This window comes from Arthrobacter sp. OAP107, from assembly GCF_040546765.1.
GTDB lineage: Bacteria > Actinomycetota > Actinomycetes > Actinomycetales > Micrococcaceae > Arthrobacter.
Genome location: NZ_JBEPOK010000001.1, coordinates 1,993,073 through 2,014,704 on the forward strand (window position 1 = coordinate 1,993,073; position 21,632 = coordinate 2,014,704).

Here is a 21,632-nt window from a genome sequence, read left to right on the forward strand (position 1 = left end):
TTTGAGATGAGTCAGGAACAGCAACCGATCCGCAGCCGCCGAGAGCTGCGCAAGGCCCGGGATGAAGCCCTGGCCACGAACCGGAACGCCGCCCCTCCGGGTGCCGGCGAGCAAGCCCCTGCCTCGAAACCACCTGTTTCAAAAGGTCCCGCGTCAAACCCGCCTGCGTCGAAGCGTCCGGCCGCCAGCGACAGCGGCGAGGAGGACACCGGACGTGTGCGCCGGGTAGCGCCGGGCCCCGTGGACTCCCCGCCGGCCGGTTCAGCCGCCGAGCGTTCCTCACAGATCCGTGCCCGTGACCGTGCGGCCCTGCGGACCATCAAGGAGCTGGCCGAAAAGGAAGAGCAGCTTTCCGGGGGTGGCCCGCCCACACGCCGCCAGCTGCGGCTAATGCAGCTCAAGGAGCAGGCCGTCACTTCGGCGATGCCTGTTGTGCCGCCGGCCGACGGCGGTGCCTCCACCGGGAAATCGCCCGCTTCTGCGTCTGGCTCTTCTTCCGGTACGTCCGGCAAACCCGCCCCGGCCACCGGCCCGAAGCCCGCAGCCCAGCTCGCCGGAGGTCCCGGTCCGCGGCCAGCGGCACCGGCGGGGGACGAGCTTCCCGATGGCATGACGGTGGAGCAGGCACTTGAGGCGCGTGCCCTCCTCGCGGAGCAGGCCAAGAACCAGATCGCCAAGATGGAGCACATCGCGGCGACGGACCCTGAGGCCGTGGATCCGGAAATCCTGGCCCAGCAGATTGCCCTGGCCGAGCGGGCGGCGGTGCTCAACAAGCGCGCCATGGCCAAGCAGAAGCTGGCCGAGCAGAACACCGCGCCGCAAACAGGCCACAGCGGTCCATCTACCGCCAGCAACCTCGCCATGGTGACGCCGCTGGAATTTGAACAGGTTCCGGGTGTGGACCGTCCCGTCATGAAGCGGCCGGCCACGTCGCATGTTCCCGTGGTGACCAATCCCGGTCCCCGCGTCCCTGCCCGGAGCAACCGGGCCGCCAAAGCGGCCCGCTCGGCCGGGACGTCCACCGGTCGGTCGCGCGTCATTGCGCGGGCAGAAGCGGCCGCGCGTTCGGCAGCTGCGCCGCCGGCCAGCGCCCGCCAAAATGCCTGGACCGATGAGTCCGGCGACGACGTTTCGGCGCTGCCGCCGGTGTCTGCCAAGTCCGCCTACGGGCTGGAACCCCTCGACGCCGCCACCGCCGGACTCGCCCGGGCGAACCGGCTGAAGCTGATTCAGCTTGGCGTCCTGGCGCTCGGCGCCATCGCACTCGTTGCCGGCGTCATCATGATTATCAGCGGCCTTTCACGCTGACTTCACCAGTATCCCCATCTACGCTTTTCATCACCACTAGGAGTCCCGTGACTGCATCCGAATCGTCCGTCACCACAGCCCGGCACGCAGCCAGGGCCGCGGCGGACAAGATCGCCCAAAACATCGTCGCCCTGGACGTCAGCGAACGTCTTGCCCTGGCGGACGTGTTCCTCATTGCCTCGGCCCCCAGCGAACGCCAGGTCAACGCCATCGTCGACGGCATTGAAGAGGAACTCATCAAGCAGGACCTCCGCCCGGTCCGCCGTGAGGGCCGTTCGGCCGGCCGCTGGGTCCTGCTCGACTACGCCGACGTGGTCATCCACGTCCAGCACGAGGAGGACCGTGTCTTCTATGCCCTGGAGCGGCTCTGGAAGGACTGCCCGGTAGTGGACCTGCAGCTCGGAGACGACGCCTCGGCCAAGGCCGCCGCCACCGCCGAGCAGGAGTAGGCCGCGGGACCGAATATGCCCGATTTGGAATTTTCGGAAACGCTGTTCTAAGATATTTGAGTTGCTTCGGAGAGATCGAAAACTGAAGCGGCAAGAATACGGGGCTGTGGCGCAGCTGGTAGCGCACCTGCATGGCATGCAGGGGGTCAGGGGTTCGAGTCCCCTCAGCTCCACCGGACAATCCGCCGGAATCGAAAGATTCCGGCGGATTTTTGTTTGCCCGAAAACGGCGTTACCCGGCTTTTGGGTTCTCCAATGAACGTGACGGAAGCCACATGCTGCCGATTCGCATCCTGGCGGTTTCTGGACTACGCTGGTCGGGTTGCTTCGGGAAAACGCAAGGTTTCCGGAGGGAACAGCTTGGGGCTGTGGCGCAGCTGGTAGCGCACCTGCATGGCATGCAGGGGGTCAGGGGTTCGAGTCCCCTCAGCTCCACGACGTAGCCGCCGGTTCATGGTTTAGACCACGAACCGGCGGCTTTTTCCGTTAAGCCCATGCTGCTGGTGCCCCCGAATCTTTGATGAATCTTGGATATTCGTTGGGCCTGTCTTTCCCGCTTTGCCTCTAAAGTGGAGCCATGAAAACGGGAGCTGCCCTGGTGTTGTCCATTGCGGGGATACTCGCGGCGGGCTCGGCGGCCCTTGCCGTCAATACGCAGGTGCTCAGCGTTTCGCCGACGGGCACCGGAAATGCCAACGTGGTCCTCCTGCCGAACGGTCCCGTGCCGGCTCCTGCCACTACCGCAGCGCCGAAGGCTACGCCACACGGGACCGGCGCGCAGAAGACGGCCACTCCGGTGAAATCCAGCCCCGCAAAGCCAGGCCCCGCGAAAGGCGGCGCAGCGGCATCAACCGCAGCCAAACCTAATCCGGCGAAGTCCACTCCGGTCACCGCGCCCGGGCCTGCGGCCGGTTCAGCGGCTGCACCATCATCATCCGGCCCCGGCGGCGGGTCCACCGGCGGACCGGTGACCGTTCAGCCCGCTCCTGGACCGGCTGTGGTGGTCCCGGTTCAGCCCGGGGATGACAAGGGCGGCCTGCGGAAGGCTCCGGAGCCAGGCGATGACAGCGGCGGCAGCGGCGGCCACGGCGCCGACGACTGACCAGGTCCTTATCGCGGCTCTCTGCCCCTGCCTTTCCTGCGCGTGCACTTCCGGGGCACGCCGCTTCCACCTGCCCCGCGGCGCCCACAATGCCTTTCCGCGCCATGCGGGAGGCACTTCGCGATGAGGAGAACCGCGAGGGCAATCTTGGACAACTCTTGGATTTCCCCTGCACCTATCCTCGACGGCGAATTTCTACTGTGGAGCCATGAAGACAAGAGCAGCCCTCGCACTATCCATCGCCGGCATCCTCCTCACCGGAGGTGCCGCCTTCGCCACCACCCAGACGCTGAGCAACACCGGCTCGGGCACCAGTGACGACGCGCGGAGCGTCCTCGTAACGGACGACTCTGCCACCAGGACTCCGGCCCCTGCCGTCAGTTCCGCCAAGGCCACAGCAAAGTCAACGGATGACACGCAGGCCGACGACAAGAAGGCATCAGCGGCAAAGAAGGCCTCCAAACCAGCGGAAGCAGGCGACGACAACGGAGGCCAGCGGACCACCGCCGAGCGCGGCGACGACAACGGCGGAACCGTGGCAGCGCCGGCGCAGAACTTCGTCGGCAGCGGCTCCATCTCCGTCGAGCCGGGTGACGACAAGGGCGGCCTCCGGACCACCGCCGAGCCCGGCGACGACAACGGCGGTCTCCGCTCAGACCAGGCACCCCGGGTTGCTGAACCGGGCGATGACCACGGTGGGCTGCGGACAACGCCCGAGGCCGGCGACGACAAGGGCGGAGACCACAAGGCCACTGAACCCGGCGACGACAGCGGAGGCAGCGGCGGCCACGGCAGCGACGACTGATACACAATCAACCGAAAGCCCGGAGGTCCTCCTGCACCCAGGTGTGGGAGGACCTTCCCCATGCCCGGGACGGGCGGCAGCCGCGTCCGTGTGTAGCACGGACGGCGGGCGCCTAGGATGACAATGTGGAGCGGATAGGCAAAACCGGGGGAGCGGCACTGTTGAGCGGTGACACTGTAACCAGCAGAACAACCCGGCACGCCGACGTCGTGGTCATCGGTGCAGGGCAGGCGGGGCTCTCCGCCGCATTCCACCTGGCCCGCCGCGGCTTCACACCGGCCGCCGCCGGAGAGCCGCCCGTTGGCGCGGCGACGGCAGTAGATCAAGGGCCGACCTATGCGGTGCTCGACGCCGAGGACGGCCCGGGCGGAGCCTGGCGGCACCGGTGGAAGAGCCTGCTCATGGCCACGGTCAACGGCATCAGCGACCTTCCCGGAATACAGCAGCCGGACGTCGATCCAACGGAGCCGAGCTCGGCATTCCTCAGCCGCTACTTCGCCGCCTACGAGCGGCAGGTGGGGCTGGCCGTCGAGCGGCCGGTCAAGGTGCTCGCCGTGGAACGCGAAGATGCCGATCCGGCCGGGCGGCTCAGGATCACCACGTCCGACGGCGGATGGACCGCACGCGCTCTCATCAACGCCACGGGCACGTGGACCAGGCCGTTCTGGCCGATTTATCCGGGCCAGTTCACGTTCGCCGGCCGCCAGCTGCACGTGGCCGACTATGTCTCCGCCGAGGAGTTCCGGGGCCTGCACGTCATCGTGGTGGGCGGCGGGATATCCGCCGTCGGGCTGCTGGACGAAATCTCCAAGGTCACGTCGACGAGCTGGTTCACGCGCCGCGAGCCCGTATGGCGGGAGGGGTTCGACCGGCAGGCCGGGCACGACGCCGTCGCCCTCGTGGAAGAACGGGTACGGCAGGGCCTGCCGCCGCAAAGCGTCGTGGCCGCCACCGGACTCATCTGGACTCCGGTGCTCCGGGCGGCAGCCGCACGCGGCGTGCTGGACCGCCGGCCGATGTTCACCGCGATCGAGCCCGGCGGCGTCCGGTTGGCCGACGGCGGGTTCCTCGCAGCGGACGTGATCCTGTGGGCCACAGGCTTCCGCGCCGAGCTGGAACACCTGGCACCGCTGCACCTGCGGGGACCGGGCGGCGGGATTGCCATGGAAGGAACGCAGGTGGCGGCGGAACCCCGGGTGCACCTGGTGGGCTACGGCCCGTCGTCGTCCACCATCGGCGCGAACCGTGCCGGTAGGGCCGCGGTGACCGAAATCCTCAAACTCCTGGCCGCCCCCGCGGTCGCGGCGGATCCACGGTAGATTTGCACAGGCGGATTTCCGCCCGGGCAACCAGGAAAGAAGAGGCGGCGGCAACACGTGACAGAAAACGGTCTTGGGCAGGTCATGGGCTTGCTTCGACGGCACCCGGATGTCGAGGCCGCCAACCTCCAGGCGTGGGACGCCACTGACTCCCTCCTTCTGGACGCCGCTTCGGATCTGCTCACCCCGGACAGCACGGTTGCCGTCATCGGCGACAACTACGGGGCGCTCACGCTCGGGCTGCTGGCCGGCGGTGCCGGACCGGTGCCGGCCGGGGTGAAGGTGCACCAGGACCTGATCACGGGGGAGCGGGCGCTGCGCAACAATGCCGCAGCGCTGGGAGTCGCTGCCGGCTTTACGCAGCTGCCACTCGGCGCTGAACTGCTGGCCGGCGCGGACCTGGTGCTGCTGCAGCTTCCCAAGACGCTCGCTGAACTTGAAGAGATTTCCGACGCCGTTGCCCGGCACGCGCCCGACGGTGCTGTTTTGCTTGCCGGCGGCCGGGTCAAGCACATGTCGCTCGGCATGAATGCCGTGCTGGGCAAGTACTTCGCTACGGTCCAACCGCAGCTGGCCAGGCAAAAATCACGGCTTCTCATCGCATCCGGCCTCAAGCGGGCGGAAGGAACACCGCCCTATCCCGTGACGGAACACAATGCCGAGCTCGATCTCGCCATCTGCGCGCACGGGGCCGTTTTCGCCGGCACCCGCCTCGACATTGGGACCCGGTTCCTGCTGACGTTCCTGCCGGAGATCCCTGCCGCCGCCAGGGCCGTGGACCTGGGCTGCGGCACCGGCATCCTGGCGACAATGTACGCCCGCCGGCACCCCGGAACCGAGGTCCTCGCCACGGACCGGTCCGCCGCCGCGGTGGCATCGGCGGCAGCGACTGCCCGGGCCAACGGCCTGGCCGCCAGCATCACAGCTGTCCAGGACGATGCCATGAGCACCCTTCCGGCCGCAAGCGTGGACCTGATCGTGCTGAACCCGCCCTTCCACCTCGGCTCCAGCGTTCATGCCGGGGCCGGCCTGAAGCTGTTCGAGGCAGCGGGCCGGGTGCTGGCACCCGGAGGCCAGCTCTGGACGGTGTTCAACAGCCACCTGCGCTATTTGCCCGCGCTCGAGCGGCTGGTTGGTCCCACCACGGTGCGGGGGCGGAACACCAAATTCACAGTGGCCGCCAGCGTGCGGCGGGCCGCCATCTGAGCCCCGCCGGCCGTCGTCGAACCACCCTGTGCCGCCCCGCGCGTGGGGCGTACCCGTTACAGGGTGCGTAACGTACCATTCAGACATTGATAGTGGCCAACAGCAGATGATAGGGGAATCCTTGACCGAGATCCGCCAGCCCTCGCCGAGGCGCGGAACCAACCTGCCCCGGATGGGCGACTTCAACCTGACTGTCATTCTTGATGCGATCCGCCGAGCCGCCGCAGGGCTCAGCCGCGTGGAACTGGCCCAGATCGTGGGCCTGTCCCCGCAAACCATTTCAAATATCTCCCGCCGCCTGCTGGACCAGAACCTCATCGTCGAGGCGGGCAAGGAGGGCACAGGGCCCGGCAAGCCGCGGACCATTCTCCGCCTGAACCCCGCCGGCATGTACGCGGTCGGCGTGCACCTGGACCCAGCCGTGGCCACGTTCGTCGTCCTGGACCTGTTGGGCGCAGTAGTCCAGCATTCGAGCGTGAAAACGCCGGACAGCTCCCGCCCCGAAGCGGTCATCACCGCGATCGCCGCAGAAATCGACAAGCTGATCGAGGCTTCGGGCGTGGACCGTGCCAAGATCGCCGGCCTGGGCGTCGCTGCACCCGGCCCCATCGACCATGACAACGGAACAGTGGTGGAGCCCCCGCTCCTTGACGGCTGGGACAGCGTGCCGCTCCGGGATGCCCTGGCCGAGGCCACAGGCCTGTCCGTGCTCATGGACAAGGACGTCACCAGCGCCGCGGTGGCAGAAACCTGGGCCGGCGGGGCCAGCGGCGCGGGAAGCTTCGTCTTCATGTACATGGGCACCGGCATCGGCTGCGGCATCGTCCTCAATGACGAGGTTGTCCGCGGCACCTCGGGCAACGCCGGCGAGATCGGCCACATCATCGTTGACCCGGACGGAGCCCCCTGCGACTGCGGGCTGCGCGGCTGCGTTAAGTCCACGTGTATTCCCCAGGTCCTCGTTGCGCAGGCCCAAGCCGCCGGCATCCTGGATGAGCCCGGCACCGCCACCAGCGGCTCCGCCGTGCAGGAACGGTTCGCCATACTCTGCGAGGCCGCCGACGCCGGCAACAGCCAGGCGGCTGCCATCATCGACAAATCAGCTGAACTCGTGGCCCGGGCGGCGTCAGCGGTGGCCAACACCCTGGACGTGGACCGGGTGGTGTTCGGCGGCCCCTTCTGGCCGCTGCTGTCCGGACGCTACCTGGAGAAGATCCCGGGACTGATCCAGCAAAGCAGTGATGCCGGCAACATCCACCCCGTCGAAGTGGTTGGCACGGGCGTGGGGGAGGACGTGGGAGCCGTGGGCGCTGCCTGCCTGGTCCTTGAGCACACCCTTGCCCCCCGGGCCCAGCGGCTGCTCCTCGAAGGCTAGGCCTGCTGAATCCTAACTTGCTGGAGGCAGGCCTCAGTCGATGTCTTCGACGATCGTCCCGTAGGGAATCGTGTCGTCCAGGTGTGCCTGGTGTCCCCGGGGAACAAACAGCACGCGGACGCCATGCAGCTGGTCCGCTGCCGACTGGAGAAGGACCGGACGGACCATGTCAACGAAGCTCGGGTCCTTGCCAACGAGATATTCCTCGTAGCTGGCTGGTAGCTGGATCATGGCATCAGAATAGACCGGATCATGGCCACAGGGGAGGGTACCCGGCAACCTCTTGCCGGGTACCCTTTCCCGTATCGGACGCTTCGGCGTACTAGTAGCCGGGCTGAACAGTTGGGCGGTCGGCCGTCGGCGGGCTGCTGACAGGTGCGGACGTATCAGTGGCAACCTGAGCCTGCTCCGTCTTGGCATAGACGTTCTTGCTGACCTGGTAGGCATGCTTGTCCAGCTTGAGGGCCTCCTGGTTGATTTCCTTCAGTTTCGCATCGGTGAGCTGTTCGACCTTGGCGAGCTCCAGCGTCTCCTGGTCCGTGCCGCCCACTGCGGTAACCTTCACCAGACCCGTCCCGGCCGAGTAGTACTTCCGCTGGTGGCCCACCGCGGGTTCCAGCGGGTTGCGTTCGTCAATCACCAGCACATCGTCATAGCAGCCGGTGGCGACGCACACATGGTCGTTCTGCTTGAAGACCTGCCCGCAGTCCAGGAAGTCGACGCTCGCCGCATGCGCCTGGACGTAGCTGGGCGTGTTGATCTGGGGGTCCGCCTGCATGGCGATGCCGGCCTGGGCCTCATCCAGGCTGTGGATGAAGGTGGAGGGAGCGCCGGTAAACTTCCCGTTCTCATATTCCTCCGGGTACTCGCCGAACAGCCAGACGGTGCCGCTGTTGGTCTGGGCGAAGAACGCCAGTTCGGATTCCACGAGCTCGTCGCCCGCGTAGTCCCGGTCCCACATGACCTGGGTCTTCACGCCGTCGATGACTTTGGTCAGTCCCGTTATCGAATGCACCACCGTGCGTTTGATGTCTCCCTCGGCACTCTTGACGTCGCCCGTAGTGGTGTACTGCATGCCGGGCTTGAGGGGAAACCACTTGTTGTCCACGTTGGGGGTTGACTGGAACTGGGAGATGTCAAAGTTGATCGCGGAGCCGGGACCGCAGAGCTCGTCTGCGCCGGCTGTCCCGGTTGAACCGGGGGTGGCGGATCCCGAAGCCGCAGAGCCGGTTGGCGAAGCCGCGGCCGACGTCGCTGTCGGTGCGGCAGAACCGGTGGTGGCCTGAGGGGCGGAATTTTGCTGGGGAGCGCAGGACGTAACGGTGGCCAGCGCCAGGAGGAGCACAAGGGCGGAGCCCGGGGCGGACACTGATTTGTAAAGCGGTGGTATGTGAAGCTGGAACATCTCGATGGCCTTTCGCCGTGGGGATCTCTGGCTTCCAGCAACTCCACCGCGCCGTCAGTGCCGTGCCCGGGCTGCGGCAGAATGCTGGCAAACCGCGCCCTGCCGGCGGGCGAATCTCGGGACGGTGCGACGCAGGCCAGGAGACGGGCGCGGATCATGTTCTCTCGGGACGATTCACCGAGGAAGAACCAGAAGAAGCATCCAGCCTCCTCAACCTGAGACCTTGCCGAATCCGATGCGACGTGACAAAAGAATGGACTAACTTCTGCCGTTTGGAAAGGGCCTCGCCGGACCGGTTTCGGCAGCCCATGGACCCCAGAGTCCCTTTCGGCGAAGATAATTCTGAACGGCCAGTCCAACTTGGCGTAAAGCTGCGTCTTAATTCGGCGTCAACTTGAAGGCGTCCCGGGACGGCTTCTAGAGTTCTATACAAGTTACCGAGGTAACGTGTCAGCGATCCTCCGCTGCGGCGAGCCGCCTGCCGGCCGCCAAGGAGGGTGTGGGTGCCCCCATGTGGGCCTGACATTTGCTCACGGTGGACTTCTTTTCGGGCGTAACAGTCGCGGCTGCGCCCTGCCGAAGTCCGTTCCGTGTTCCCCAAACTCAATTCATTGACCGCATGCTGCCGGGGTTTTCGCCAAGGCAGCGCCGCCTTCAATGGCCCATAGCCAAGGACGCAAATGTCACCACCAAGCCTTATTGATACGCACCCAAATCTCTCCGAGACCGCACCGGTGGCGCTCTCCTATGAGCTCTTCCCGCCTCGTTCGCCTGCTGCAGCCGAAACCCTGTGGACCACCATCCGGGAACTGGAAGCCACCGATCCCGACTACGTGTCGGTCACCTACGGTGCCAGCGGCTCCAACCGTAACACCGCCGTCGAACTCATCAACCGCCTGGTGCTGGAGACGACCCTCCGCCCGCTGGCCCACCTGACGTGCGTCGGCAACACGCCGACGGAGCTCGCCGAGATCATCGGCGAACTGCTCGACGCCGGCGTCCGCGGCATCCTCGCCCTCCGCGGCGACCTGCCGAAGGACAGTGGTGCGCCGGTCAGCGGTTCGCTGCGCTACGCCCAGGACCTGATTGAGCTCATCCGCAGGGTCGAGCAGCGGCGTTCCGCGCTGCTGTGCGCCGGAAAGGTTGCCGTTGGCGTGGCGGCCTACCCGACGCGGCATCCGGAATCGCCAAGCGAGGCCCACGACGTCGAGGTGCTGCTCGCCAAGCAGCGCTCCGGTGCCGACTTCGCGATCACCCAGGTGTTCTTCCACACGGACCAGTACGCCGACCTTCTCACCAGGGCGCGCCGGGCCGGCGTCACCATCCCGATCATCCCCGGCGTCATGCCGCTCACCAGCCTGCGCCGGCTCAAGCGCCTCGGCGAGCTGACCGGCGTCGAACCCGCGCCGGAGCTCATCGAGCGCATGGCGGCGGCCGATACGGACGCTGAACGGCTCCGGATCGGCGTCAGCGCAACGGTGGACCTGGCCAACGCGGCCCTGGACGCCGGAGCGCCCGGGCTCCACATCTACACCTTCAACGAGCACCAGAGCGCGCTGGAGGTGCTGGACAAGCTGCAGCTTGCCCGGCCGGCCCGCTCCAGCAGCCGCCTGAACGCGCTCGCCCGTCGCCAGCTCGCCAGCTGACCGCATTCCTCCCCGAGACATTCGCAGCTTTTCGCAACGATTTAAGGAATTTCACATGACTGAACAGACTCCCGTGCAGAGCACGCCCTTCCCGTCCGCCTCGATCCTGGGCTACCCCCGCATCGGCCGCCGCCGCGAACTGAAGAAGGCCGTGGAGGCATACTGGGCCGGCAAGATCGACGCCGCTGCCCTCGACGCCGCCGCCAAGGAAATCCAGCTGGGCACCGCCAAGCGACTCCAGGGCCTCGGCCTCACCGAAGCCGCTGCGGTTCCGGGCACGTTCTCCTTCTACGACCAGGTGCTCGACGCCGCCGCCCATGTCGGCGCCGTTCCGGCCCGCTTCGGCAACCTCCTCAACGCTGAGGGACAGCTGGACATCGACGGCTACTTCACCCTGGCCCGCGGCAACAAGGAACAGCAGCCGCTGGAAATGACCAAGTGGTTCGACACCAACTACCACTACCTGGTGCCGGAAATCGGCCCGGAGACCAACTTCGCGCTCACCTCCAACCGCATCGTTGAAGAGTTCGAATACGCCCTCGCCAACGGCGTTGAGACCCGCCCGTACCTCGTGGGCCCGGTCACCTTCCTCCTGCTGAGCAAGGCTTCCGACGACGCCCCCGCCGGCTTCAGCCCGCTGTCCCGCCTCGAGGACGTCCTCCCGGTCTACACCGCACTGCTTGAGAAGCTGGCGGCTGCCGGCGCCAGCTGGATCCAGCTGGACGAGCCTGCCCTGGTTGTGGACCAGGACACCCCCGAGCAGGAAATCCAGGCCGCCGTTGCCCGCGCCTACGAAGTCCTCACCGCTGCCGCAGGCCGCCCGCAGCTGTTCGTCTCCACGCCCTACGGCGCCCTGAACGGCCAGCTCGGCACCCTCGCCGCCACCAACATCGACGCCCTGCACATCGACGTTTTCAAGGGCGAGGTTCCCTCCGCGGCGGCCCTGGCTGCGCTGGGCGCCAAGACCCTCGTTGCCGGCGTCGTTGACGGCCACAACATCTGGCGCAACGACCTGCAGGCCTCGGCCAACAAGATCGCCGAGCTGCAGAAGAGCGTCGCCAAGCTGGCCATCAGCACCTCCACCTCCACCCAGCACGTCCCGCACGACGTCGAGGAAGAGGTCCAGCTGTCCGAGCAGCTGCGCAGCTGGCTGGCTTTCGCCGACCAGAAGGCCGTTGAGGTTGTTACCCTCGCCGGCCTGCTGACCGACGCTGCCGCAGTCCAGCCGGCCATCGATGAGGCCACCCGCGTCATCGCATCCCGTGCCGCAGCCGAGGGTGTACGCCGCGCCGACGTCCGCGCCCGCACCGAGGCCCTGACGCCGGGCGACTTCAACCGCTCCGAATACTCGGTCCGCGAAGCCGCCCAGGAAGCGGCACTGCAGCTGCCGCCGCTGCCCACCACCACCATCGGCTCCTTCCCGCAGACCTCCGAAATCCGCTCGGCCCGCGCCCGCAACAACAAGGGCGACCTGACCAACGAGCAGTACGAGCAGCTCATGAAGGACGAGATCAAGCGCGTCGTGGAGCTCCAGGAAGAGCTCGGCTACGACGTCCTGGTGCACGGCGAGCCCGAGCGCAACGACATGGTCCAGTACTTCGCCGAGAACCTGGAAGGCTTCGACGTCACCGTCCACGGCTGGGTCCAGTCCTACGGCTCCCGCTGCACCCGTCCGTCCATCCTCTGGGGCGACGTCACCCGCAGCGCCCCCATCACCGTGAAGTGGGCCGAGTACGCCCAGTCCCTCACGAACAAGCCGATGAAGGGCATGCTGACCGGTCCGGTCACCATCCTGGCCTGGTCCTTCGTCCGCGACGACCAGCCGCTGGGCGAGACCGCCAACCAGGTGGGCCTGGCGCTGCGCGACGAGATCGCCGACCTCGAAGCCGCCGGCATCAAGATCATCCAGGTTGACGAGCCCGCCCTGCGCGAACTGCTCCCGCTGCGCAAGGCCGACCAGCCCGCATACCTGGACTGGTCCGTCAACTCCTTCCGCCTGGCCACCGCCGGTGCAGCCGACGCAACGCAGATCCACACCCACCTGTGCTACTCCGAGTTCGGCGTGATCATCGACGCGATCGACGGCCTGGACGCCGACGTGACCTCGATCGAGGCCGCCCGCTCCCGCATGGAGGTCGTCCACGACCTCGAGTCCCACGGCTTCGGCCGCGGCGTCGGACCCGGCGTTTACGACATCCACTCGCCGCGCGTTCCGGGCGAGCAGGAAGTCACCGAACTGCTGAGCACCGCCGTGAAGCACGTTCCGTCCCGCCAGCTCTGGGTCAACCCGGACTGCGGCCTGAAGACCCGCGGCTACGCCGAGACCGAAGCGTCGCTGCGTAACCTGGTAGCGGCCACCAAGACGGTCCGCGCCGAACTGCTGCAGGAAGCCAAGTAGTAAAGAGCACCACTCGCGAAGCGGCGCCCGTCACCAAAAGGTGACGGGCGCCGTCGTCGTTTAGCGCTTGGCTGGTTGACCCTCTCGAAACCTCAGGATTCCCAGACGATCTCGTCGTCGACCACGCCGTCCTCGTCCGCGGACGCCACCAGGACTTCGTCCGTGAAGTGCTCGCCCAGGGTGAAGTCCAGAACGAAGTAGCGCTCCGGCTGGCCGGGGTAGATTCCCACATGCCCAAGTTTGAGGGCCTTCAGGAACACCGCATTGGTGAGCTGGCTCTTCTCCTTCACGCCGAAGATTTTCTGCAGGTGCTCGTCCTTGATGGCGTTGCAGTGGAAGCGGAGGTATTCCTGCGGGCTGGTGCCCTCCTGCTCGAGCTCCTCGGCGATCATTTCCCGGACTTCGTCCACGAGCTCGGGAAGGTACCGGAGGCGGTAGTCCACCTTGTGCATGGCCGCTTCGTCGAAGTGGTCGTGGGCGTTGATGTTCAGGTCCAGTTCAAGGCGTTGGCCGGCCAGCTCGTGCTCCGCGGCAATGTTATGGTCCCTGCCGTGGTTCAGCTCGATTACTCCGAAGTGCTGGCTCGCTACCTTGGTGGTCATATCTTCAACATAGACCCGAACAGCAGAGCATTCCAGCTTCGGGGATCATTTAACTGACTGCCCCAGGTTGCCCATCGTTTCGGCCAGCAGGTCCACGAACAGCTGCACCCGGGCAGTCTTCTTGTCATTGATGAGCAGCGCAAAGACGTTGCGGGCCAGCCGGATTTCCGGAACGTCCAGCACCACGACGCCGGTCGGCCGGTGCAGCAGCGCAAGCTCCGGCACCAGTGCCGCCCCCAGCCCTGCGGCGGCCATTTCCAGGCTGGCATGGAAGTCGTCGCTGTAGGCCACCACGCGGGGGTGCAGGTTGCAGCCCGCGAACAACCGCTCGATGACGGTTGCATCGCTCGTGCCCGGATGGTGCATGATCCAGGGCATCTCAGACAGGTGATCCGCCGCCACCTTCGCGTCGGTGCGGAACCCCCAGCCGGACGGCAGGACCACGCGGAAATTGTCGTCGCCGATCCACTGCCGGTTGATGGTGTGCGGCCACGCCAGCCCGGACTGTCCCACCTGGTACACGAGGGCCACATCGGTGTCGCCTCCGGTGCGCAGCCCCTGGATCGTCTGCGCCGGTTCGGCCACTGAAACCTTCAGGTCGATGCCCAGGTCCTTCCAGGCGGGACTGCGCAGAATCCGGGGCAGGACGTAGGTGGCGAGGCTCGGGAAAATGCCCAGCCGGAGCTCCTGGCTGGTGGTGTCCTGCGTCCTTGAGGCCGCCGCCATCAGCGCCTCGATGTCCGTAAGGACTTTGGCCGCGTGGCGCGCCATCACCATGGCCGCATCGGTGGGAACCACGCTCCGGGCGGAGCGCTGGAACAGGCGGACGCCGGTGTCCCGCTCCAGGGCTGACATCTGCTGGGACACCGCTGAGGCGGTGTAGCCAAGCCGGGCCGCCGCAGCCGCGAACGAACCCAGCCGCGTCACTTCAAGGAGCGTCCGTAAATGCACTGGGTTGACCACCAGCCAACCTTACTCCGGGTGCTTTGGGAGGAAAAAAGGACTCCGCACCCATCCGGCACGCGCGGCTGCTCCGAATAGCCGGTGACTACCCAAATCACGGCAACTGTCCAGCAGAGGAGCAAAGATTGTCACCGAGCGCAGCACGCACTGGAGACGAAAGACGGCACGTCGCCGTCGTCGGCAGCGGGGTGGCGGGCCTCACGGCCGCGTACATCCTCAGCCGCCGGGACCATGTCACCCTCTTTGAGGCGGAGGCCCGGCCGGGCGGGCACGCCCACACTCACGACGTGCCGCAGGAATCGGTGAGCCTGGCCGTGGACACCGGCTTCATTGTGCACAACAACCGCACCTACCCCAACCTGGTCCGGCTGTTCGGCGAGCTGGGCGTGGAGACGCAGGATTCGGACATGACCATGAGCATCCGCTGCGACGGCTGCGGCCTGGAATATGCGGGGGCGAAAGGCGCTGCCGGTGTCCTTGCCAGGCCCGCCAACCTCGCCCGGCCGCGGTTCCTGCTGATGCTTGCCGAGATCCTGAGGTTCTGGCGGAAGGCGCGGGCGCTGCTGGCCAGCCCAGCCGACGGCGCAGCGGAGCACGGCGGACCGGAGGAAACGCTGGGCGAGTTCCTTGAACGCCAACAGTTCAGTGACTACTTCACCTCGCACTTCATGGCGCCGGTGGTCAGCGCTGTCTGGTCCTGCGACCCCACCACGGCCCTGGCCTATCCCGCCCGGTATCTGTTCACCTTCCTCGAACACCACGGCATGCTCGGCATCAAAGGCTCACCGCAGTGGAAGACGGTGAAGGGAGGGTCCCGGCGCTACGTTGAGCGTGTGGTCGACGGTCTCCAGGATGTCCGCCTCTCCAGTCCTGTCCTCGCCGTGCGCCGGATCCCCACCGGAGTGGAAATAACGACGGCGGCAGGAACAGAACACTTCGACGCGGCGGTCATCGCCGCCCACCCCCGCGAAGCACTCGCCATGCTGGCTGAACCTACCCCCGCGGAGGTCCAGGTCCTGGGGAACATCCCGTATTCCGTCAACCACATCAAGTTCCACCGTGATCCGGCGGTGCTGCCGTACAGCCGTGCCGCCCGTGCATCCTGGAACTATCGGCTGCCGACCTGTGCCGCCAGCTTCGGTCTTGTGCTGGTCAGCTACGACCTCACCCGGCTGCAGCGACTCACCCCCGACGACGGCGGCAGCTACATCGTGAGCCTCGGCGAATCGGACCTGATCGAACCGGACTCAGTGCTGCAGGACCTCGTCTACGAGCACCCGCAGTACACGCCCGAATCCGTGGCCGCCCAGGGGCGCCTGGGGGAGCTGGGCGACCACCGGCTGGCCTTCGCCGGTGCGTACCACGGCTGGGGTTTCCACGAGGACGGCGCCGCTTCCGGTGTCCGGGCCGCCGCCAAGCTGGGCCGCGGATGGGAGGATCCCTTCGCTGCGGAGCCGGACTTTCCCGGAACGGAGGCCGCAGCATCGGTTACCGGCCAGGCCGCGGAGCTGGTGCCATGACAGCGGCCATCTACCGGACCAGCATCCGCCATGTGCGGCAGGATCCGTTGAAGAACACCTTCACCTATCGCAGCTACAGCTGGTACGTGGACCTCGATGACCTGCCCAACCTGCCCTGGTGGCTGCGGCCCCTCGCCGGTTTCCATGCGAAGGACCATCTGGGCGATTCAACGTCGAGCATCCGCGAGAACGTAGACCGTTTCCTCGCCCTGAACGGCGAAGGGCACGACGGCGGCACGGTCACCATGCTGGCCAGTGCCAGGGTGCTGGGCCACGTCTTCAACCCGATCAGCCTCTTCTGGTGCCATGACGCCGATGGCAGGCTGCGCGCTGTCATCGCCGAGGTCCACAACACGTACGGCGAACGGCACTGCTACCTCCTGCACCCGGACGGGGCCGGCCGCGCCCGGACCGGCAAGGAATTTTTCGTGTCCCCATTCAACGACGTGGACGGCAGCTACCGGATGAGCCTGCCCGAACCGGCGGACAAACTTGCCGTGGCGGTGGTGCTGGAGCGCGCCGGGCGGAAGCCCTTCACCGCCACCATGACCGGCGACCGGCAGCCTGCCACAGCCCGCAGCATCCTGGCTGCGGCGGCAACAGTACCGCTCGCGCCGCTCCGCGTTGTCCTGCAGATCCGCTGGCAGGGGATCAAACTCTGGGCCCGCGGATTGCCCATCAACAACCGTCCTAACCACCGAGCACAGGAGGCAGTCTCGTGACTGTCACAGATCCGTCATACACAGATCCCGCTTTCAGGGACCCTTCACACCGGCGAACCATGCCAGGCGTGGCCTTCCGGGTGCCGCCGGCGCCGGCGGCCATCGATGCCGAGGTGTGGCCCGGCGTCGCCCGTCCGCCTGCCGGGATCAAAGCGCTGGTTGCCGGCAGGGCCGCCTCCTCACTGTTCCAGGCGGCGGTACGCCGCCTGCCGCTCCGGATTGAATACCCTGACGGGACGGTGCTGGGAACCGGCGACGGCGGCGCACCGGTGATGACCATGGTGCGTCCGGAGGACTTCGCGGTCCGGATCGGCGACAACGGGCTGATCGGGCTGGGGGAGTCCTTCATGGCGGGGGACTGGGAAGCATCAGACCTCGCCGGTGTCCTCGAGGTCTTTGCCTCCTCGGTGGACACACTCATCCCCGTGCCGCTGCAGAAACTCCGGAGCCTGTACCTGCCGCGGGCGCCGCGGAAGGAGCGAAACACCGAGCAGAACACCCGCGGCAACATCTCCCGGCATTATGACCTCTCCAACGAGCTGTTCGGCAACTTCCTCGACGCCACCATGAGTTACTCCTCGGCGCTGTTCCCCGCGTCGGCGGGCCGGCTGGCTGAGGTGGGCTGGGATGACCTGGCCGCGGCGCAGCTGGCGAAGATCGACAGGCTGCTGGACAAGGCCGGCGTGAGGGAGGGCACCCGCCTGCTGGAGATCGGCACCGGCTGGGGCGAACTGGCCCTGCGGGCGGCAGCACGCGGTGCCACCGTGTACACGGTTACGCTCTCCAGCGAGCAGCAGGCGCTCGCCGAGCGGCGGATCGAGGAAGCGGGCTTCTCCGGACAGGTCACAGTGGGACTGCAGGACTACCGGGCCGTCGAAGGCGAGTACGACGCCGTCGTGTCCGTGGAGATGATCGAAGCGGTGGGGTACGAATACTGGCCCGTCTACTTCCAGACCGTCGACCGGGTGCTGGCGCCCGGCGGCAAGGTGGCCATCCAGGCCATCACCATGCCGCACGGGCGGATGCTCGCCACCCGCAACGCCTACACCTGGGTGCACAAGTACATCTTCCCGGGCGGTTTCCTGCCGTCCGTGCGGGCGATCGAGAGTGTCACGGAGCAGCACACCACGCTCCGGGTGAGGGAGCGCCGTGGCCTGGGTGACCACTACGCCGCCACGCTGCGTCTGTGGGAGGAGCGGTTCCTGCTGCGTGCCGCGGAAGTGCGCGGGCTGGGGTTCGACGCGGTCTTCCAGCGGATGTGGCTGTTCTACCTGTGCTACTCGCGGGCCGGTTTCCAGTCCGGATACCTGGATGTTCAGCAGATCGTCCTGGACCGCCGGGAGGCGCAGCTGTAACCCGGCGTTTTCTTAATCACAGTGGGGGTCCCGAAGCATGCTTCGGGACCCCCACTGTTGTGTTCCGGGCCACCCAAACAGCGCCTTCAGGGGTGCCGCGACACGCCGTCTGCGGCGCGACACGCTGGCGTTTAAATGTGTCTAACTACTCCACAGGGTGTGGATTCCGTCCGCCAAAAACGCGGAAATCCGGACATTTTGAGGGCGCCGGCCTGTGGATTAAAGGTGCATTAAATGACATACTTGTAATACATCATCTTGGGGTCCCATTCGGGGCCGCGCACTACATGTAGTATCGACATACAGATTGAGCGGGAGACCGGCGCAGCCAGTACTGGACGGTAAGGTCCGGGCAGAGTCCACCGCTACGATGCCAGAGATTTCACGACAGAGATTTAAAGACAGAGACACCAGCAAGGTCTCAGAAGAGCAGCAGCAGTGACTTCAACAAAGGGGACAGGAACCATGACCGTTACGGTTTACACCAAGCCGGCCTGCGTACAGTGCAACGCCACCTACCGTGCGCTGGACAAGAAGGGCATTGCCTACCAGAGCGTGGACATCTCCCAGGACGCGGACGCCCTTGAGCGCCTGAAGTCGCTCGGTTACATGCAGGCGCCGGTCGTCGTCACGGACCAGGACCACTGGTCCGGTTTCCGTCCGGACAAGATCGAAGAGCTGGCGCTGAGCGCGTCCGCTTCCGTGGCCTAGGGCTGCACCACCGCCGTTTCCGGCAAAGAATTCCCAAGTAGATGAGGTGACTCGCATGGCCGCGCCGGCACTTGCCGATGCGCCGGCCGCAGCCCGCGCTGCGGACACGACGCCCGTCAGTCAGACACCGCCCGTGAACCAGACCCGCAGCCGCCTCATCTACTTCTCCTCGGCCTCCGAAAACACCAGGCGCTTCATCGAGAAGCTTGGTGCGGACGCCGCCAGGATCCCCCTGCATGCCAAGGATGAACCCCTCGTAGCCTGTGAGCCGTTCGTGCTCGTGGTCCCCACCTACGGCGGGACAGGCGGCGAGGGTTCAGTGCCGAAACAGGTCATCAGGTTCCTGAACAACCCGGAAAACCGGCGCCTGCTCCGGGGCGTCATCGGCGCCGGAAACACGAATTTCGGGGACAACTACTGCATGGCGGGCGACATCATCGCCGCCAAGTGCAAAGTCCCCCACCTATACAGGTTCGAACTCATGGGTACGCCGGAAGACGTCTCCCGTGTACAAAAAGGATTGGAAGAGTTTTGGACACGACTGTCGCAGACACAGAAGTAACCAGGCCCGAAGGAAAGGACGCGTCCATGGACACGGCTGTTGAAAAGCAGGAGAAGCCGGCGCTCCCCGCTGCCTACAAGGGCCTGGGCTACCACGAGCTGAACGCGATGCTGAACCTCTACGGTCCAAACGGTGAGATCCAGTTCGAGGCTGACCGCGAGGCGGCCCATCAGTACTTCCTGCAGCACGTGAACAACAACACGGTCTTCTTCCATGACCTCGAGGAGAAGCTCGACTACCTGGTAAAAAACCAGTACTACGAGCGTGAAACCCTCGACCAGTACACGATGAACTTCATCCGTGACCTGTTCAACCGCGCCTACAAGAAGAAGTTCCGCTTCGAGACCTTCCTGGGCGCCTTCAAGTTCTACACGTCCTACACGCTGAAGACGTTCGACGGCAAGCGCTTCCTCGAGCGCTACGAGGACCGCGTGTGCATGGTGGCCCTGCACCTGGCCCGCGGCAACGAGCAGCTGGCCACCCAGATGGTCGACGAGATCATCGAGGGCCGGTTCCAGCCTGCCACCCCGACGTTCCTGAATGCCGGCAAAAAGCAGCGCGGCGAGCTGGTCTCCTGCTTCCTGCTCCGCATCGAGGACAACATGGAGTCGATCGGCCGCTCGATCAACTCCGCCCTGCAGCTGTCCAAGCGCGGCGGCGGTGTGGCGTTCGCCCTGACCAACATCCGCGAGGTCGGCGCTCCGATCAAGCAGATCGAGAACCAGTCCTCCGGCGTTATCCCCGTGATGAAGCTCCTCGAAGACAGCTTCTCCTACGCCAACCAGCTGGGTGCCCGACAGGGCGCCGGTGCCGTGTACCTGCACGCCCACCACCCCGACATCTACCGGTTCCTGGACACCAAGCGGGAGAACGCGGACGAGAAGATCCGCATCAAGACCCTTTCACTCGGCGTCGTCATCCCGGACATCACCTTCGAGCTGGCCAAGAAGGACGAGGACATGTACCTGTTCTCGCCGTACGACGTCGAGCGCGTCTACAGGATGCCGTTCTCCGACGTCTCGGTCACTGAGAAGTACTACGAGATGGTGGACGATTCCCGGATCAAGAAAACCAAGATCAAGGCGCGCGAGTTCTTCCAGACCCTCGCCGAGATCCAGTTCGAATCCGGCTACCCCTACATCATGTTCGAGGACACCGTTAACCGGGAAAACCCGATTGACGGCAAGATCATCATGTCCAACCTGTGCTCGGAGATCCTCCAGGTTTCCCAGCCCACGACGTACCACGATGACCTGTCCTACGACGAGACCGGCAAGGACATCTCCTGCAACCTGGGCTCGCTGAACATCGCGAAGACCATGGACTCGCCGGACTTCGGCCTGACCATCGAGACGGCCATCCGCTCGCTCTCGGCTGTCTCGGACATGTCCAACATCACCTCGGTGCCGTCCATCGCCCGCGGCAACGACCAGTCGCACGCCATCGGCCTGGGCCAGATGAACCTGCACGGCTACCTGGCGCGCGAGCGGGTCCACTACGGCTCAGAAGAGGGCCTGGACTTCACCAACATCTACTTCTACTCCGTGGTGTTCCACGCGGTCCGCGCGTCGAACCTGCTCTCCATCGAGACCGGCCAGACGTTCGGCGGCTTCGAGAAGTCCAAGTACGCCTCAGGCGAGTTCTTCGACAAGTACATCGAGCAGGAATGGGTCCCGCAGACCGAGAAGGTCAGGGAGCTCTTCAAGGACGTGCACATTCCCACCCAGGAGGACTGGCGCGAGCTGAAGGCCTCCGTCATGGAGCACGGCATCTACAACCAGAACCTGCAGGCGGTGCCGCCGACCGGCTCGATCTCGTACATCAACAACTCCACCTCCTCGATCCACCCGGTGGCGTCCAAGATTGAGATCCGCAAGGAAGGCAAGATCGGCCGCGTCTACTACCCGGCGCCGTACCTGACGAACGACAACCTGGAGTACTACCAGGACGCGTACGAGATCGGCTATGAGAAGATCATCGACACCTACGCCGCTGCTACCCAGCACGTGGACCAGGGTCTGTCGCTGACGCTGTTCTTCAAGGACACCGCCACCACCCGCGACATCAACAAGGCCCAGATCTACGCCTGGCGCAAGGGCATCAAGACCATCTACTACATCCGTCTGCGCCAGCTCGCGCTGGAAGGAACGGAAGTGGAGGGTTGCGTTTCCTGCATGCTCTGAC

The 21,632-nt window shown here is 65.9% G+C and carries 19 protein-coding genes and 2 tRNA genes; 17 read left to right on the plus strand and 4 right to left on the minus strand.

Annotated elements, in window-relative coordinates; translation table 11 throughout:
• Positions 1–6: 6 nt before the first annotated feature.
• From ABIE00_RS09345 to ABIE00_RS09385, 9 genes are all read left to right on the plus strand, one after another.
• Positions 7–1,308 (plus strand): hypothetical protein, encoded by a 1,302-nt coding sequence (locus tag ABIE00_RS09345; protein WP_354259388.1) that lies wholly within the window; start codon positions 7–9, stop codon positions 1,306–1,308.
• A gap of 47 nt (positions 1,309–1,355) precedes the next feature.
• Positions 1,356–1,757 carry a ribosome silencing factor gene (gene rsfS, locus ABIE00_RS09350; protein ID WP_314195531.1) on the plus strand — a complete coding sequence of 134 codons (402 nt, stop codon included), beginning with the start codon at positions 1,356–1,358 and terminating at the stop codon, positions 1,755–1,757.
• A 100-nt stretch (positions 1,758–1,857) separates the two neighbouring features.
• Positions 1,858–1,930, plus strand: a tRNA-Ala gene (locus ABIE00_RS09355).
• A 189-nt stretch (positions 1,931–2,119) separates the two neighbouring features.
• Positions 2,120–2,192, plus strand: a tRNA-Ala gene (locus ABIE00_RS09360).
• Between the two features lie 142 nt (positions 2,193–2,334).
• Positions 2,335–2,859 (plus strand): hypothetical protein, encoded by a 525-nt coding sequence (locus ABIE00_RS09365; RefSeq protein WP_354259391.1) that lies wholly within the window; start codon positions 2,335–2,337, stop codon positions 2,857–2,859.
• Between the two features lie 208 nt (positions 2,860–3,067).
• Positions 3,068–3,664, plus strand: coding sequence for a hypothetical protein (locus tag ABIE00_RS09370; protein ID WP_354259394.1), 597 nt, complete (start codon positions 3,068–3,070; stop codon positions 3,662–3,664).
• Positions 3,665–3,825: 161 nt separating this feature from the next.
• Positions 3,826–4,983, plus strand: coding sequence for an NAD(P)-binding domain-containing protein (locus ABIE00_RS09375; protein WP_354259397.1), 1,158 nt, complete (start codon positions 3,826–3,828; stop codon positions 4,981–4,983).
• Between the two features lie 57 nt (positions 4,984–5,040).
• Positions 5,041–6,189, plus strand: a complete 1,149-nt coding sequence (locus ABIE00_RS09380; RefSeq protein WP_354259400.1) for a class I SAM-dependent methyltransferase — start codon at positions 5,041–5,043, stop codon at positions 6,187–6,189.
• Between the two features lie 121 nt (positions 6,190–6,310).
• Positions 6,311–7,564, plus strand: a complete 1,254-nt coding sequence (locus ABIE00_RS09385; RefSeq protein ID WP_354259403.1) for an ROK family protein — start codon at positions 6,311–6,313, stop codon at positions 7,562–7,564.
• A gap of 33 nt (positions 7,565–7,597) precedes the next feature.
• On the opposite strand, the gene ABIE00_RS09390 is transcribed toward ABIE00_RS09385, so the two are convergent.
• Together ABIE00_RS09390 and ABIE00_RS09395 are read right to left on the minus strand one after the other, a co-directional pair.
• Positions 7,598–7,795: a hypothetical protein gene (locus tag ABIE00_RS09390; protein ID WP_003800990.1), complete on the minus strand. Its 198-nt coding sequence runs from the start codon at positions 7,793–7,795 to the stop codon at positions 7,598–7,600.
• 91 nt (positions 7,796–7,886) lie between these two features.
• Positions 7,887–8,969: a hypothetical protein gene (locus ABIE00_RS09395; RefSeq protein ID WP_354259406.1), complete on the minus strand. Its 1,083-nt coding sequence runs from the start codon at positions 8,967–8,969 to the stop codon at positions 7,887–7,889.
• 680 nt (positions 8,970–9,649) lie between these two features.
• Here ABIE00_RS09395 and ABIE00_RS09400 point away from each other — a divergent pair.
• Together ABIE00_RS09400 and metE are read left to right on the plus strand one after the other, a co-directional pair.
• Positions 9,650–10,615 (plus strand): methylenetetrahydrofolate reductase, encoded by a 966-nt coding sequence (locus ABIE00_RS09400; protein ID WP_354259409.1) that lies wholly within the window; start codon positions 9,650–9,652, stop codon positions 10,613–10,615.
• Between the two features lie 55 nt (positions 10,616–10,670).
• Entirely contained in the window at positions 10,671–13,013 is a 2,343-nt protein-coding gene (metE, locus tag ABIE00_RS09405) for a 5-methyltetrahydropteroyltriglutamate--homocysteine S-methyltransferase (RefSeq protein WP_354259413.1), read from the plus strand.
• A gap of 92 nt (positions 13,014–13,105) precedes the next feature.
• Here metE and ABIE00_RS09410 read toward each other — a convergent pair whose 3' ends face one another.
• On the minus strand, positions 13,106–13,615 hold the full coding sequence (locus ABIE00_RS09410) for a DUF2004 domain-containing protein (protein WP_331572979.1): 510 nt from the start codon (positions 13,613–13,615) through the stop codon (positions 13,106–13,108).
• Positions 13,616–13,660: 45 nt separating this feature from the next.
• The gene (locus ABIE00_RS09415) at positions 13,661–14,578 is read right to left on the minus strand and encodes a LysR family transcriptional regulator (protein WP_354259416.1); all 918 of its coding nucleotides are present in this window, start codon (positions 14,576–14,578) and stop codon (positions 13,661–13,663) included.
• Between the two features lie 125 nt (positions 14,579–14,703).
• Between ABIE00_RS09415 and ABIE00_RS09420 the strand changes: the two genes are divergently transcribed.
• The 6 genes from ABIE00_RS09420 to nrdE all read left to right on the plus strand — a co-directional run bounded on the left by ABIE00_RS09420 (position 14,704) and on the right by nrdE (position 21,631).
• Positions 14,704–16,098 (plus strand): NAD(P)/FAD-dependent oxidoreductase, encoded by a 1,395-nt coding sequence (locus ABIE00_RS09420; protein WP_354259419.1) that lies wholly within the window; start codon positions 14,704–14,706, stop codon positions 16,096–16,098.
• Positions 16,095–16,820 (plus strand): DUF1365 domain-containing protein, encoded by a 726-nt coding sequence (locus tag ABIE00_RS09425; protein ID WP_354259422.1) that lies wholly within the window; start codon positions 16,095–16,097, stop codon positions 16,818–16,820. The genes ABIE00_RS09420 and ABIE00_RS09425 overlap by 4 nt, the downstream gene beginning before the upstream one ends.
• Positions 16,821–16,879: 59 nt before the next feature.
• Positions 16,880–18,175, plus strand: coding sequence for a class I SAM-dependent methyltransferase (locus tag ABIE00_RS09430; protein ID WP_354263311.1), 1,296 nt, complete (start codon positions 16,880–16,882; stop codon positions 18,173–18,175).
• A gap of 465 nt (positions 18,176–18,640) precedes the next feature.
• The gene (nrdH, locus tag ABIE00_RS09435) at positions 18,641–18,886 is read left to right on the plus strand and encodes a glutaredoxin-like protein NrdH (RefSeq protein WP_076802586.1); all 246 of its coding nucleotides are present in this window, start codon (positions 18,641–18,643) and stop codon (positions 18,884–18,886) included.
• A 55-nt stretch (positions 18,887–18,941) separates the two neighbouring features.
• Positions 18,942–19,448, plus strand: a complete 507-nt coding sequence (gene nrdI / locus ABIE00_RS09440) for a class Ib ribonucleoside-diphosphate reductase assembly flavoprotein NrdI (RefSeq protein ID WP_354259425.1) — start codon at positions 18,942–18,944, stop codon at positions 19,446–19,448.
• Positions 19,449–19,474: 26 nt separating this feature from the next.
• A complete protein-coding gene (gene nrdE, locus ABIE00_RS09445) occupies positions 19,475–21,631 on the plus strand; it encodes a class 1b ribonucleoside-diphosphate reductase subunit alpha (protein ID WP_354259428.1) in 2,157 nt (718 codons plus the stop codon).
• Position 21,632: the final 1 nt, after the last annotated feature.

Coding starts and splice junctions, on each gene's coding strand:
- ABIE00_RS09400 (WP_354259409.1), top strand. CDS start 9,650: ATGTCACCACCAAGCCTTATTGATACGCACCCAAATCTCTCCGAGACC.
- nrdH (WP_076802586.1), top strand. CDS start 18,641: ATGACCGTTACGGTTTACACCAAGCCGGCCTGCGTACAGTGCAACGCC.
- ABIE00_RS09425 (WP_354259422.1), top strand. CDS start 16,095: ATGACAGCGGCCATCTACCGGACCAGCATCCGCCATGTGCGGCAGGAT.
- nrdI (WP_354259425.1), top strand. CDS start 18,942: ATGGCCGCGCCGGCACTTGCCGATGCGCCGGCCGCAGCCCGCGCTGCG.
- ABIE00_RS09430 (WP_354263311.1), top strand. CDS start 16,880: ATGCCAGGCGTGGCCTTCCGGGTGCCGCCGGCGCCGGCGGCCATCGAT.
- ABIE00_RS09410 (WP_331572979.1), bottom strand. CDS start 13,615: ATGACCACCAAGGTAGCGAGCCAGCACTTCGGAGTAATCGAGCTGAAC.
- ABIE00_RS09390 (WP_003800990.1), bottom strand. CDS start 7,795: ATGATCCAGCTACCAGCCAGCTACGAGGAATATCTCGTTGGCAAGGAC.
- metE (WP_354259413.1), top strand. CDS start 10,671: ATGACTGAACAGACTCCCGTGCAGAGCACGCCCTTCCCGTCCGCCTCG.
- ABIE00_RS09345 (WP_354259388.1), top strand. CDS start 7: ATGAGTCAGGAACAGCAACCGATCCGCAGCCGCCGAGAGCTGCGCAAG.
- ABIE00_RS09395 (WP_354259406.1), bottom strand. CDS start 8,969: ATGTTCCAGCTTCACATACCACCGCTTTACAAATCAGTGTCCGCCCCG.
- ABIE00_RS09365 (WP_354259391.1), top strand. CDS start 2,335: ATGAAAACGGGAGCTGCCCTGGTGTTGTCCATTGCGGGGATACTCGCG.
- ABIE00_RS09370 (WP_354259394.1), top strand. CDS start 3,068: ATGAAGACAAGAGCAGCCCTCGCACTATCCATCGCCGGCATCCTCCTC.
- nrdE (WP_354259428.1), top strand. CDS start 19,475: ATGGACACGGCTGTTGAAAAGCAGGAGAAGCCGGCGCTCCCCGCTGCC.